Here is a 13596-nt window from a genome sequence, read left to right on the forward strand (position 1 = left end):
GTTCAAAATAAATAAGCAACTTGATACAGGACGAACAGCTTACAGTAAAAATGGTTTAATCTGGAGGAACTTGAATCACAAGAAGAAATAATAACAGGAATACCGGGTTAATTCATGCTAAAGCGGATCGATGCGCAATTCCTTGATCAAAAACTTATTTTGAACCAATTCGCCATATAGATAGATTCGGTATTTTCTGCCATTTTGTGCATCCATCTGCGCAATTGAAAAACTGGAATCCTCCCCTTTGGCATTCCCTTTGTGTACCGGTTGAATTGATTTTGGTGCATTTCTGTCGAGAAATGCTTTCAGGGCTTTGATCACTACAGATTTGTCGGCAATCTCAATTTGGTCGTTGAAACAATATTGCATGCGTTGATCCATAAGCTCTGACATAGCCGCCATATCGGATTTTCGCATGTGATCCAGAAAAGTGTTGAATCCCTGAGACTGGACAGCCAATCCACAAAAAGTCAACAAAACCATCATAGAGTATCTCATGTTTTATTTTTAATACGCTGAAACTGATGTAAACATTTCAATTCCGGCTTAAAGTTATGTTAATTTGATCTAAAACGGAACAGCTCCGGCCAAGAATTCTTTAACATGTGGTATTCAAAAATTCGTAGCAACTTTGAGTTTTTAACAAGCTTATCATTTTGTGAATAAAAAAGCCTTTTTAATCGTACTGGATGGATGGGGAATTGGACAAAAACCTTCCTCAGATGCCGTTTTTCAGGCTCGTACGCCCTATTTCGACAAACTCATGACAGATTGCCCAAACAGCAGGTTGGTCACTTATGGCGAACAGGTGGGTTTACCATCCGGACAAATGGGAAATTCTGAGGTCGGCCATTTGAATCTGGGGGCAGGCCGGATCGTTTACCAGGATCTGACGCGAATTGATAAAATTTTCGAAGAGAATCGCTTAAATGAATTTCCAGAGTTCAATAACCTGGTTGAATACTGTCGTCAATCAGACAAACCCTGTCACTTGATTGGCCTGGTTTCAGACGGCGGCGTACACAGCCACTTCCGTCACCTCTGCCAACTCATCGAAAAATTGGAACAGGCTGGTTTACAGAAAATTTTCCTTCATGTAATTACGGATGGGAGAGATACCGATCCGGAAAGTGGATTAGAGCAGATCCGTGAATTAGAAAAATTCCTGGATGGAAAAAATACTCAAATTGCGTCCCTGATTGGCAGGTATTATGCTATGGACCGCGATAAACGATGGGAACGCATTGAGAAAGCATATGAGTTATTCGTTTCTGGAAAAGGAAAATTGTATTCATCGACTACAGTGGCTTTGGAAAAAAGTTATCGCGAGGGTGTTACCGATGAATTTGTAGAAGCCTGTAAAATAGGAGATCCCAATCAAGGTCTCATCCAACCGGATGATGCCGTTTTTTGCTTTAATTTCAGAACAGATCGTCTGAGACAGCTGACACAGGTGTTGAGCCAAAAAATTGAGAATGCTCCTTATACCATGGAACCGCTGCCTTTGTATTTTCTCACCATGACCAGATACGATTCGAGTTTTAAAAATATACGCGTATTGTTTGAAGCTGAAAATTTGCAATTCACTCTGGGCGAATGCCTGGCGAGATATGGATTAAGTCAATTGCGTATTGCCGAAACCGAAAAGTATCCTCACGTGAGTTATTTTTTTTCGGGGGGCAGGGAGAAAGTTTTCACTGGAGAGAAACGGATATTAATACCCTCGCCCAAGGTGGCAACTTACGATCTTCAACCCGAGATGAGTGCAAATGAAGTTTGTCAGGCACTCATGAATTTATGGGCCAAAGAAGATCCTGATTTTATTTGCCTGAATTTTGCAAATACGGATATGGTAGGGCATACCGGTGTTTTTGAAGCAGCAATGAAAGCAGCAGAGACTGTCGATCATTGCCTGGAGAAAATTGTTGAAAAGGGAAAAGAAAAAAATTACAATTTCATCATCCTTGCAGATCACGGAAATGCAGATTACATGATCAATGAGGATGGAAGTCCGAATACGGCACATACGATGAATCCCGTTCCCTGCATTTTGGTTTCGAATGACAAGCAGTGTAATTTAAAAGATGGAAAACTTGCCGACATTGCACCGACGCTTTTGAAATTAATGGAATTGCCAGTGCCGGTAGAGATGACAGGAGAATCTCTTTTGACAGAAATGGAATAAGCATGAATACTGGAATGACGTTCAACAAAAAGGACTTGCTGGATCATGGATTTCTCGATATCGAACTCGATCCTGGTCTGGATTTCGAAGCGGAAATTCAAAAATTAAAAAAGGAGAAGAATGCCGTCATCCTGGCGCATTATTACCAGGATTCTGAAATTCAGGATCTTGCCGATTTTGTTGGAGACAGTTTGCAACTTTCGCAGGAAGCCGCACGAACCAAAGCTGACATGATTGCTTTTGCCGGAGTGCACTTTATGGCAGAAACGGCCAAGATCTTATCGCCACAAAAAAAAGTGGTCGTACCTGATCTCAAAGCAGGCTGCTCATTATCCGATTCGTGTCCGGCACCGCTGTTCAAAAAATTTAAGGAAAATTATCCGGATCACGTGGTCGTTTCATACGTAAACTGCACGGCAGATCTGAAAACGCTTACCGATATCTGCTGTACTTCTTCCAATGCCGTGCATATTATCAACTCCATCCCACGAGACAAAGGGATCGTCTTTGCCCCCGATAAAAATCTTGGTGCCTATCTCGAAAAAAAGACCGGCAGAAAACTGGTGAAATGGGACGGTGCCTGCATGGTGCACGAAATTTTTTCCAGAGAAAAAATCACCAAACTGAAAGTACAACATCCGGAAGCCATCATCATCGCACACCCTGAATGCGAAGAAGCCGTTTTACAACTCGCAGAATACATCGGTTCGACCAGCGGTTTATTAAAATTTGTACAAACGAATCCGGCCCAATCCTTTATCGTAGCAACAGAAAGCGGCATCCTCCACCAAATGCAACTAAAATGTCCCGACAAAACATTTATCCCGGCACCTCCCAACAACAACTGTGCCTGCAACGAATGTCCGCACATGAAACGCAATACCCTCGAAAAACTCTATTTGTGTATGAAGTACGAACAACCCGAAATCATCTTACCGGATGAGGTCATTCGCAAAGCCAAAGCCAGCATCGACAGAATGCTCGAGATCTCCGCAGTAGCGGGGTTGGGGTAGGGGGAAGTTGGCAGTAGGGAGAAGTTGGCAGTAGGGAGTTGGCAGTTGGCAGTTGGGGGAAGTTGGCAGTAGGGAGAAGTTGGCAGTTGGTAGTAGGGAGGAAGTTGGCAGTAGGGAGTTGGCAGTTGGCAGTAGGGAGGAAGTTGGCAGTAGGGAGTTGGCAGTTGGCAGTCCAGAATGTCGGGATCAGTTTTAGTTGTTAGTTGATAGATGTTAGTTGTTAGTTTTGGTAAGGGTTGGAAAGAGGTTGTTTAAACTAACACTAGTTAGTTTGAATTTAGAATGCAAATTCTTCGCTTCAAGCTTTTCGCTTTAGGCTTTTCGCTTCAAGCTTTTCGCTTTAGGCTTTTCGCTTCAAGCTTTTCGCTTCAAGCTTTTCGCTTCAAGCTTTTTCGCTGAATTAAATTCCCCCACCCTAAAAGCCTAAAAGCCTACAAGCCTACAAGCCTACAAGCCTACAAGCCTACAAGCCTCCAAGCCTACAAACCTCCAAGCCTACATTCCTCCGAGCCCCCTCCTCAACATTCCCCCAAATAATGGCCCTTTTTTCAAAATATAAAGCTCGTTTAAACGTTATGCTCCATTACCTATGATTAAACCATTGAAAAGCGTACTTTTTATTTTTGTATTGGGGTTTTTAGGCAACCCGTTATTGGCCCAAAAAGGTTATGAACTGGGGGCCTGGGTCGGTGCTGCACAATATTTTGGGGACCTCAACAATTTGTATCGCATCGACGAGCCGGGCCTGTCATTTGGGTTTACGGGACGGTATAATTTTGATACCCGCCTTTCGGTCCGGATGCAATTGAACTATCACCGGATCGCGGGAGCAGATGCCAATTCCCGAAATGCCTTTGATTTGAGGAGAAATCTCAGTTTTTTTTCTGATATTTTTGAAATTGCTCCATGTATGGAGTTCAATTTTTTACCCCTTAAGCATGGGTCCAGGGAAGATTTCGTCAGTCCTTACATGTACGCAGGATTTAGCATTTTTCACTACAACCCTAAAACAGAATACAACGGAGAAAGTGTTGCTCTTCGCGAATTGGGTACAGAGGGCCAGATCCCAGGTCAGGAATACAATGAAATCAGCACGGCATGGTTAATAGGCGGGGGTGTAAAATTGGACCTAACAGACAAGTGGAGCCTTAACTTTGATCTGGGTTACCGCCTGGCAGCAACCGATCATCTCGATGACGTAAGTGGTTATTATCCGGATTATACTGAATTGTTGATTAACAGAGGTCAAATCGCCGTAGACCTTTCAGATCGGTCCATTCCAGTTGATGGGACTTCGAAAATCGGCACTCCCGGAACCCAAAGAGGAGATCACAACGAAAATGATAAATTTCTCAGCTTTGGGATCAACCTCATTTATTATTTTGGTAAACTCAGGTGTCCTCCCATTTCCTACCCGGATTTGTAGGGAGTAACATTGCATGAGGATTCTTCCCCATCGTTAAATTTTACCGGAACGTCGATGATTTGTTCTCAGGAACGGGATATGGTTTAGTTTTGCCCTGATTATTATTGTTTACAACTACATATTCAACTATGCCTGAAATTTTGGAATTGCAAAATGTGGTCAAGGATTACAGTGGCCTCAAGGCGGTCAACGACGTCAGTTTTCAAGTGCCACATTCCTGTATCATGGGTTTATTGGGTCCCAATGGAGCGGGCAAAACCTCACTCATCCGGATCATTACGGGGATCACCCAGGCCGATTCCGGTTCGGTTTTGCTCCATGGAAAAAGCGTTTATAAAACCATCGATCCTTCTATTGGCTATATGCCCGAAGAGCGGGGGCTTTATAAAAAAATGAAAGTTGGCGAGCAGCTGGTCTTCCTGACGAGGCTACGGGGATTGAGTAAACCCGAAGCCGAACGCAATGTGGTTTATTGGATGAAAAAATTTGAAATTGAATCCTGGTGGACTAAAAAAGTCGAAGAGCTTTCGAAAGGGATGTCCCAAAAAGTCCAGTTCATTGCCACCGTGAGTCACAATCCCAAACTCATTATCCTGGACGAGCCATTTTCGGGCCTGGATCCCATCAATACCAATCTCATTAAAGAAGAAATTATTCGTTTGAAAAATGAAGGTGCCAGTATATTGTTTTCGACTCACCGGATGGAACAGGTAGAAGAAATGTGCGAACACATCATACTGATCAATAAAGGAAAAGTTGTATTGAACGGGGAGGTTACCGATGTGAGAAACCGGTTTAAAGAAAATTTATTCGAAGTCAATTTGCATACTGCGACCTCTTTGCCCGAACATGGATTTCTCGAAATGATTCAGCAAAATCCTAAACACTATTACGTGAGATTAAATCCAGGCCAAACGGGGAATTCAATTCTGGAATTTTTTATTAAAAATGGAGCGGAAATCGCTGGATTCAACGAGCTGCTGCCCAGTTTCAACGAAATTTTTATTAAAACCGTAAACGAGATCAGCCATGAATAAACTCGGACTCATCATCAGCAGAGAATATCTGACCAAGGTCAAAAATTGGAAATTTATCCTCACCACTTTACTGACTCCTTTGGGATTTCTCGTTTTTTTTATAGTGATCGGGATCATCTTTAGTTATGAAGGCGATAAAACTTATAAAATAGCGGTCATTAATAAGAGCAGCATGCAATTGGATCTGCCGAGCCAGGGCGAAAAATTCAATTTCATCATCAGCAATGAATCCATGGAGACATTACGTGCAGGATTTGAAACTTCTGGCACGGATGGAATTTGGGTACTACCCGAAATGGCCGGTGTAGATGTATCCAATTATACCTCTTATTTCTATTCGAACAATCCTTTGGATATTGAGATGGAATCGCGGCTGGAAAAATACCTCGAGGAAGGTATCCGCGATCATAAAATTAAACTGCTGGCGCTGGATAAAAGTGAACTGGATAAGTTAAAAACAAAAGTCAGTATCGATCCGGAACCCATTGCACCTGAAGAGAAGGACCGGTCTGCGCATACGGTAAAAATTGCTACAGTCATTGGTGGTGCCATGGGTTACATCATTTTCTTCATCATCTTTTTATATGGGGCTTCGGTCATGCGTTCTGTGGCAGATGAGAAAGTAAATCGGGTTGTGGAAGTCATCATTTCTTCCGCCAAACCCGTAGAACTGATGTTGGGAAAAGTAATTGGAGTAGGGCTGGTCGGATTGACTCAGATTTTGATCTGGTTGATTTTAATTCCTGTCATTTATTTTCTGGGAATGCAAATAGCCGGTATCGATGTGCAGCAGCTGCAGGAAGCCAGTCAGCCGATGTCTGCACAAGCACCAATTGACCAGGATGAGTTAGCCACCATCATCAGGGAGATTGCTGCATTAAATTGGTTGAAGATCGGATTGGTGTTCATATTATATTTTATTGGCGGATACTTTTTGTATGCTTCGATGTTTGCAGCGATTGGTGCCGCCACAGGTGATGATATCAACGATGCGCAATCCCTGACGATCATTGTGACCATACCCATTATTTTAGCGATCTATGTCATGTTTCAGGCAATCCGGTTGCCGGAAAGCAGTCTTGCTACATTTGCAGCCTTCTTTCCTTTGTTTAGTCCGATCACCATGCCTGCATTGCTGGCTTTTGATCCGCCCTGGTGGAAAGTATTGTTGTCATTATTAGTCCTATTTGGATTTTGTTACGTCATGATTTGGTTGGCCAGCCGGATATACCGCGTTGGTATTCTGATGTATGGAAAAAAGGCCAGTCTGAAAGAAATCGGAAGGTGGATCTTGAAATCCTGATAAGAACGGGCAAATCCTGAAGCATGAAGATCAGTGGATTCACTTTCATGCGGAATACATCAAAACTGTATTACCCATTTGTCGAATCGATCTTATCGGTGTTACCTCTGGTCGACGAATTTGTTGTGGCCCTCGCTCAAGGAGATCCGGATGATGATACCGAAAAACAACTTCGCGCCATCCCCTCGGAGAAAGTCAAAATCATTCAGTCCGAGTGGGATCTGTTGGCTTTTCCCAAAGGGACCGTGTATGCACAACAGACCGATCTGGCCAAGAAAGCCTGTTCGGGTGATTGGTTGTTGTATCTGCAATCAGACGAACTCATTCACGAGAAATATCTGCCGGTGATCCGTCAAGCCTGTTCCGAATTTAAGGAGGACTTGAAGACCGAAGGGTTTTTATTCCGGTACAAGCATTTTTGGGGAGATTACGAACATTTTGTCGTATCGCATGCATGGTATCCTGCAGAGATCCGGATCATACGAAATCTTCCGGACATCCATTCATTTGGAGATGCCCAGTCATTTTTGTATATTCCTGGATTTCAGGGACGGGATTACCGCGACAAAACGAACAGTCGTAAGTTGCGTGTACGAAGTTTGAATGCGGAAATCTACCATTACGGATGGGTGCGCCCGCCTTGGATGATGCAGCAGAAGACGGTCGTGATGGATGGAGCCTATCACGATGCAGAAGAAGTTAAACGGCGTCATGCCCGAAGAGCGCGGCAATTCGACTATGGAAACATGAACCATTATTCAGTTTTTGAGGATAGCCATCCAAAAGTTATGAATGATTTTATGAGTCGTTTCAACTGGAAGGATCAGTTGCATTACGAGAAACATTACCAAACCGAAAGACCACCCCTCAAACACGAAAAAGCCAAATACAAAATCTTAAGTGCCGTGGAGCGGCATTTGCTGGGTGGCCGTCAATTGTTCGGGTATCGGAATTGGGAGATTATCTAGGTTACTAACGAACGTTAGCAATCTGAGTTCTATGCGACCTGTTCAATACTTAACCTCCAACTCCTAAGATGTCAGCCTTAACCTATAAGTCATGAAAATCTTAAAGAAATTTACCATTGAAATAGTCGGATTGCAAATAATTATAAGTGTTAAATTTTAAAAATAATCAAAAATAAATTTGGAATTTAGAATCATTTGTAGTATTATTGTTTGAAATATCCCATCATTCCGGATTTCATAAGGACAATCCTTAGTCAATTATTTTTTAACTTCTAAAATTAATATTATGAAATCAGTATTTAATTTTTCGAATTCGGGGGGGGGCAGAATAATATTTTGCTTAATTCTCCAAATCATGTCTTTTGATATATACTCTCAAACAACAGTCAATTTTGTGGGAAATTCGCTCTTTCGAAATTACAATTTTGGCGTTTCAAATCATTGTTTTGATATTATAAACCGATATCCTATGGATGAAGTAAGTACTGCAGATGAGTGCACCTCGACTTGTCCTTCTTCCTATGGAGGTCAATTTGATGCGAGTTCTGCTATGAATGGTCAAGATAATGATTTAACAGTTAAACCCTATAGTGTTAACGACCTTGAGGATTACCAAAATGGAGTGTCAACTGCTGATGCCGTAGTCATTTTGAGGCACGTAAACGATATAGAATATATAACTGATCCTTACAAAATGGTGGCAGCAGATTGTAACAACAATAAAGAAATCGATAGTGGGGACGCCGATGAAGTAGAAGATCTAATTCTTGAAGATATTGAATTTACAAGAAATAGTTGGGAATGGTTTAATGCCTTAGAAATAAACAATAACTATGGATCTTTCCAGAGTGATCCCTATTCATGGACGATTTCTGACAGATGGTCAGGAGAAATGTTTTGGTTAAATGTATCTACTTCAACATTAACGTCATCAGGTACTCAGCCGCAATTTTTCTATTACCGTTCTACAAAAGTCGGGGAAGTTGATGATAACGAAAGTAATCAAAATGATTGGGTTTGTGATGATTACAGCTTCAGGTCTGAACAGAAAGAAGTAAATAGTATAAAAGTAAATGGCCATAGGGGGATAGTGAAATCAATATTACCAGGTACTACATTTAAAATGTATTTGCGACTCAATGCCGGAGAGGCAGAAATAGCACATTTCCAAATGCCATTGAAAATAAATTATAATTATTTGAAAATTAATAAAGTTTTTCACCACAACGAATTAGATGTAAAATATAAAATCAAAATAAATAGTAATGAATTTATTGCTTGCTTTTTAGAGAAGGACTTTTCAAATTTTAAGAAGATTGAAATTGGTGAAAATATTGTTGTTATTGAATTTGAAGTTATTCAGAATTTTAACGATTTTCAAGACGTATTATCAATCAATAGCAGACAAAAATTGGAAGCGGGAGATTTAAATTTAAAAAGTTTGCAACCCATTTTAGAAATTGGCGATATCATTGAACCGGAAATTCCCTATATAGTTGGTTCAAATTCTATTTATTATAATGGTGATAAAGAGACTGAAATCGAATTACAAATTATTGATCTCTCTGGAAAAATTTGTGAAACACAAAGACGCGTAATTTTTCCGGGAAGAAATGATTTATATTTAAATCAACGTCTTGCAATAATCAGGATCATCGAGAAACATAATATTTACAATATCAAAGTAGCAAGTTAAAAAATACATTATGAAGTATTTTTTAATAATCGGGATAAATTTATCCTGCAATTTATTCCTAGCAGCTCAGGATATTTTGGCTTATTACGGAGGAACAACTTATCACACGGTTAAAATTTCTGCTGATTTTATAAATTTTGATGATATATTCTGCAATAAGACATTCGTCCATGGAAATTTATCATATCAAGAGAACGGATTGCTTTATACAACTTGGACCCATGTGGGTTTATCTGGATCAGGGATTATAACAAATTTGAAGAGATTTGATTTACTAAATTGTGATACAGTTCAGATTAGTAAGATTCAGGGAAAACGAAATTCTAGTTTTTATTGTCTCGTTGTGGACTTCAATGGAAAATTGTACTTTTATACAAGATTAAACGGTAAAAATGGTATTTACAGAAGTAATTTTGATTTTACAAATATTGATACATTATTGGATTTAGATAATGTCAGTAATTATATTATTGAAGATTTAGTCGTTTTGGGTGACAGACTTCTTGCATTGAATCAAAATTTAAATGAAATATACGAGATCGATACACATTTTACAATACGAAGAATTATCAATCCTGAATTTAAAATTACAGGATTAACAACCCAATATAATAGTTGTAAAGATAAAAGGATTATCGTATCTGGTTATCCGTATTCACATTCAGTTTGGGATTCCATTTTTCAATTACCAGATGACAAGTTGGGAGACACATTGTACCTTTATGAATATGATTATATTAATAACAGTTTTAAGCCATTAGCTCTGCATATTTATCCACATGGCCAGGAAGCCTTCTTATCTAGCCTAACTTCCTTTGACGATATCCTATCAAGCGATCCGGAATGCGTGTTTTTATTGGATCTTGACCGGGACAACAGTTCCGGAGCTTTTCCTTATGGATTTTTTCAAAATAAAGCTTTGTGCGGTATTACCGGAGTAAGGCTAACGGATCAGGATTTGTATATCGAAACAGATCTGAAGGTAGACAGTATGCAAATCATGATAAGTGGTTATCGTGACAAGGGATTTGAGTGGATCCAAAGTATGGATCCAGCCTTTCAAGCCAGATTACTGCAACGCAATGATTCGCTGTATACATTTGTATTTTTGGCCAATGAGCAATTGACTCACATAAGAGATATTATCACATCCCTGGGGTACGGGCATAGCGGTGTATTGCAACGGACCATCGGACACCGGGAATTGTCAATCACCCTATTTGCAGAGAATTCTATTCGTAGAAATGCAGTGTGCAAAGTTGATGTACAGGAAGTTGAATATCTACTCAGAGATACCACCCTTTGCGAAGGGCAAAATGTGCAACTCACATCAGGAGTGATAGGAGGACCTGGAGATACTTTGATTTTAAATCAGGCCCAAAACATATCAGGATGTGATTCGATAGAGCTGTTGGCAATAAAATCTTTTCCGGTTTCAACTTTTAAGATTATAGGGGATACAGTTTTATGCCCTGGAAGAAAAGCTGAAATTTGTGTAGATGGAGGCACATTCTGGAAATGGTCCGGCGGAGAAACAAGCAGATGCATCAAAACGGATCAGAACGGACTTATCAAGGTAAGCATCACAGATCTGTACAATTGCCCATACGAGATAGCGTATCAATTCAAAACTCCGGAACCTCTCGACTATATTGTACGCACCTTAGATCCATTGTGTTATGATGGAGCCGATGGAAGCATACAAATAGAGAATGCTGGCAATACACTGAGCTACTTTCTAAATAATCAAAGCAACAGCACAGGGCAGTTTGGGGCATTGGGTTCAGGCAATTACAGGATTAAGCTGGTGGACACGTATGGTTGTGAATATTTCGAAACCGTAAATTTGGAAAATCCTCCGGAGATCAACATCAGTTTTCTGGATACACTTATTGTCAAAGACAGAATTGCTCAAATGCAACAAATCGCAGATCTGCAAGGCAGTCTTAAAGAAATTATCATAGAACCCGGACAAGGGATCTTAAAAATCGCAAATGGCTTGTATGAAGTCAATCCTCAAACGGGAGGCCATTATAAAATCCTTGCCATTGATACGAATGATTGTGTAAAGGAATATCAATTTACCGTACTGCTCGATTTAAATTATAAAGTCTATTATCCCAATATTTTTTCACCGAATGAGGATGGTATCAACGATTTATGGAATGTCTTTCCTGGGAGTGGGTACAAGGGTGAATCATTAGAGATCTACAATCGTTGGGGAGAACGCGTTTATGTATTTCAGCAGAGTGAGATTGGGCAGCGCGATCAGGGATGGAATGGGCAAAAGTTTGGAGTGAAAATGTTGCCTGGAGTTTATGTTTTTAAATTGATAGTCTCGGACGAGTATAATAAACTGAAGACCTTAAGTGGCAATCTGACTTTGGTAAGATAATTCGATTACCCTTCCTAATACTTAATCTCCAACTCCTCCGAAGTCGGTCTGGACTGGCAAGTCAATATATAACCAGCTGCAATTTCATCTTGTTCCAGAGCAAGTGCAACATCCATGTGTACGGAACCTTTAAGAACTTTGGCCATACAAGTGGAGCAGGCACCACTGCAACAGGAATAAGGTGGATCTAAACCGGCATCCTGAAGGCTATCGAGAATTTTTTTGTTGCCGGGAATGCTGAGCCGGTGTTGTTCTCCGTTGAGGTGAACCGTAATCTGGGCAGAACTTACTGTTGCAGTTTTTGATTCTGATGCCGTTCCGGCAGGGGTCGTGAAATATTCGGCGTGAATGCTTTTAGGATCGTTGCCAAGTGCTGCCAATTCGCGTTTGACATCTTCGATCATGTTGCCCGGTCCGCAGATGTAAAAACTTTTTTCTTTGGTTCGCGCAGGATATTTTTCGCAAAAGGCATCGATGAGTTTTTTACCAATTCTGCCTTTCCATCCATCCCAACTGTCTTTCGAACTTGAAAAAAATGGAAGCAGACCCTTTCCGCTTTGCGACAAAGTAAATTCAACAAAAAACTGTCCTTCGTATTTTTGTTGAAGTGCCCGGAGGCGATCGTAAAAAATGATGTTTTCTACTTTTCTGTTTCCATACAACAAATGCACGCTTGATTTGGGTTCGTGTTCGAGTAAAGAACGGATCATAGACATGACCGGAGTAATTCCGCTACCTGCTGCAAAAAAATAATAGGAGTGAGATCTCTCCGGATCTGCTTGAATGACAAAATGACCTTCAGGTTTGGAAATTTCAAGAACGGATCCATTTTGAATTTTTTCAACGAGATAATTGGAGACCAATCCCTTTTTGACCTGCTTGACCGTGATGCAAACCTGCTTTTCACCCGGTATCGATGAAATGGAATACGATCTTCTGACTTCTTTGTTGTTGATCGGTAATTTCAAAGTCAGGTGCTGACCCGGAATAAAATGATCTAAAATTTCTTCATGCGAATCTTTGTCAAAACAGATACTGATGGTATCTCCGGTTTCTCTGATGACTTCTGCTACACTTACTTTGTGAAATTCCATTCTTTATTTTTTAGGAGAGACCGGACAACGATTGGAGAATGATTCCGACATCCGGACTACATTTCAGTTGAGGCCAGATTATGCTGTGCCTTCTGTTTTTTCTTTTTTAAGTTTATTTACCGATTTCAGGATCATAAACATGACAAAAGCGATGATCAAAAAGTTAATAAAAGTCGAAATAAATTTGCCATAATAAATTGCAGATTCCGGTGTGGTTACTGCGCCTGTTGCATCTTTTACTTCAGCAGCCAAAACCATTTTGGCAGCATTCAAATCGCCGATCTGAAAAATATTTCCAACCACCGGCATGACGATACCATCTACAAAGGAGGCTGTTACTGCACCAAAGCCTGTGGCCATGACAAGGCCGACAGCAATTTCAATGAGGTTTCCCTGGATTGCGAATTCTTTAAATTCTTTGAACATAGGTTTTTCGTTTAGTGATGAAAGGATTGAAAAATAATTGTCATCGCTAA

General features: G+C 40.5%; 11 protein-coding genes. 8 read left to right on the forward strand and 3 right to left on the reverse strand.

The annotated features are described in order from the left end of the window. Positions 1–117 precede the first annotated feature (117 nt). A complete protein-coding gene (locus IPM34_03600) occupies positions 118–501 on the reverse strand; it encodes a DUF4783 domain-containing protein (GenBank protein MBK8954628.1) in 384 nt (127 codons plus the stop codon). A 160-nt stretch (positions 502–661) separates the two neighbouring features. Here IPM34_03600 and IPM34_03605 point away from each other — a divergent pair, with 160 nt between their 5' ends. From IPM34_03605 to IPM34_03640, 8 genes are all read left to right on the forward strand, one after another. Next, positions 662–2188, forward strand: a complete 1527-nt coding sequence (locus IPM34_03605) for a 2,3-bisphosphoglycerate-independent phosphoglycerate mutase (GenBank protein ID MBK8954629.1) — start codon at positions 662–664, stop codon at positions 2186–2188. A gap of 2 nt (positions 2189–2190) precedes the next feature. Further along, positions 2191–3201, forward strand: a complete 1011-nt coding sequence (gene nadA, locus IPM34_03610; protein ID MBK8954630.1) for a quinolinate synthase NadA — start codon at positions 2191–2193, stop codon at positions 3199–3201. A gap of 601 nt (positions 3202–3802) precedes the next feature. After that, positions 3803–4627: an outer membrane beta-barrel protein gene (locus IPM34_03615; GenBank protein MBK8954631.1), complete on the forward strand. Its 825-nt coding sequence runs from the start codon at positions 3803–3805 to the stop codon at positions 4625–4627. Positions 4628–4755: 128 nt separating this feature from the next. After that, positions 4756–5664 (forward strand): ATP-binding cassette domain-containing protein, encoded by a 909-nt coding sequence (locus IPM34_03620; GenBank protein MBK8954632.1) that lies wholly within the window; start codon positions 4756–4758, stop codon positions 5662–5664. Beyond that, positions 5657–6967 carry an ABC transporter permease gene (locus IPM34_03625; protein ID MBK8954633.1) on the forward strand — a complete coding sequence of 437 codons (1311 nt, stop codon included), beginning with the start codon at positions 5657–5659 and terminating at the stop codon, positions 6965–6967. The genes IPM34_03620 and IPM34_03625 overlap by 8 nt, the downstream gene beginning before the upstream one ends. Positions 6968–6990: 23 nt before the next feature. Continuing rightward, on the forward strand, positions 6991–7935 hold the full coding sequence (locus IPM34_03630; protein MBK8954634.1) for a hypothetical protein: 945 nt from the start codon (positions 6991–6993) through the stop codon (positions 7933–7935). Between the two features lie 286 nt (positions 7936–8221). Then, positions 8222–9631 carry a hypothetical protein gene (locus IPM34_03635; GenBank protein ID MBK8954635.1) on the forward strand — a complete coding sequence of 470 codons (1410 nt, stop codon included), beginning with the start codon at positions 8222–8224 and terminating at the stop codon, positions 9629–9631. Between the two features lie 10 nt (positions 9632–9641). Then, the gene (locus tag IPM34_03640) at positions 9642–12026 is read left to right on the forward strand and encodes a gliding motility-associated C-terminal domain-containing protein (protein ID MBK8954636.1); all 2385 of its coding nucleotides are present in this window, start codon (positions 9642–9644) and stop codon (positions 12024–12026) included. 14 nt (positions 12027–12040) lie between these two features. On the opposite strand, the gene IPM34_03645 is transcribed toward IPM34_03640, so the two are convergent. Both IPM34_03645 and mscL read right to left on the reverse strand, forming a co-directional pair. Continuing rightward, positions 12041–13120, reverse strand: a complete 1080-nt coding sequence (locus tag IPM34_03645) for a ferredoxin--NADP reductase (protein ID MBK8954637.1) — start codon at positions 13118–13120, stop codon at positions 12041–12043. A gap of 78 nt (positions 13121–13198) precedes the next feature. Continuing rightward, complete coding sequence (gene mscL / locus IPM34_03650) at positions 13199–13546, reverse strand: large conductance mechanosensitive channel protein MscL (protein ID MBK8954638.1); 348 nt, start codon at positions 13544–13546, stop codon at positions 13199–13201. Positions 13547–13596: the final 50 nt, after the last annotated feature.

This window comes from Saprospiraceae bacterium (assembly GCA_016716185.1).
GTDB lineage: Bacteria > Bacteroidota > Bacteroidia > Chitinophagales > Saprospiraceae > Vicinibacter.

Coding starts and splice junctions, on each gene's coding strand:
- IPM34_03645 (MBK8954637.1), bottom strand. CDS start 13,120: ATGGAATTTCACAAAGTAAGTGTAGCAGAAGTCATCAGAGAAACCGGA.
- mscL (MBK8954638.1), bottom strand. CDS start 13,546: ATGTTCAAAGAATTTAAAGAATTCGCAATCCAGGGAAACCTCATTGAA.
- IPM34_03635 (MBK8954635.1), top strand. CDS start 8,222: ATGAAATCAGTATTTAATTTTTCGAATTCGGGGGGGGGCAGAATAATA.
- nadA (MBK8954630.1), top strand. CDS start 2,191: ATGAATACTGGAATGACGTTCAACAAAAAGGACTTGCTGGATCATGGA.
- IPM34_03600 (MBK8954628.1), bottom strand. CDS start 501: ATGAGATACTCTATGATGGTTTTGTTGACTTTTTGTGGATTGGCTGTC.
- IPM34_03625 (MBK8954633.1), top strand. CDS start 5,657: ATGAATAAACTCGGACTCATCATCAGCAGAGAATATCTGACCAAGGTC.
- IPM34_03620 (MBK8954632.1), top strand. CDS start 4,756: ATGCCTGAAATTTTGGAATTGCAAAATGTGGTCAAGGATTACAGTGGC.
- IPM34_03630 (MBK8954634.1), top strand. CDS start 6,991: ATGAAGATCAGTGGATTCACTTTCATGCGGAATACATCAAAACTGTAT.
- IPM34_03640 (MBK8954636.1), top strand. CDS start 9,642: ATGAAGTATTTTTTAATAATCGGGATAAATTTATCCTGCAATTTATTC.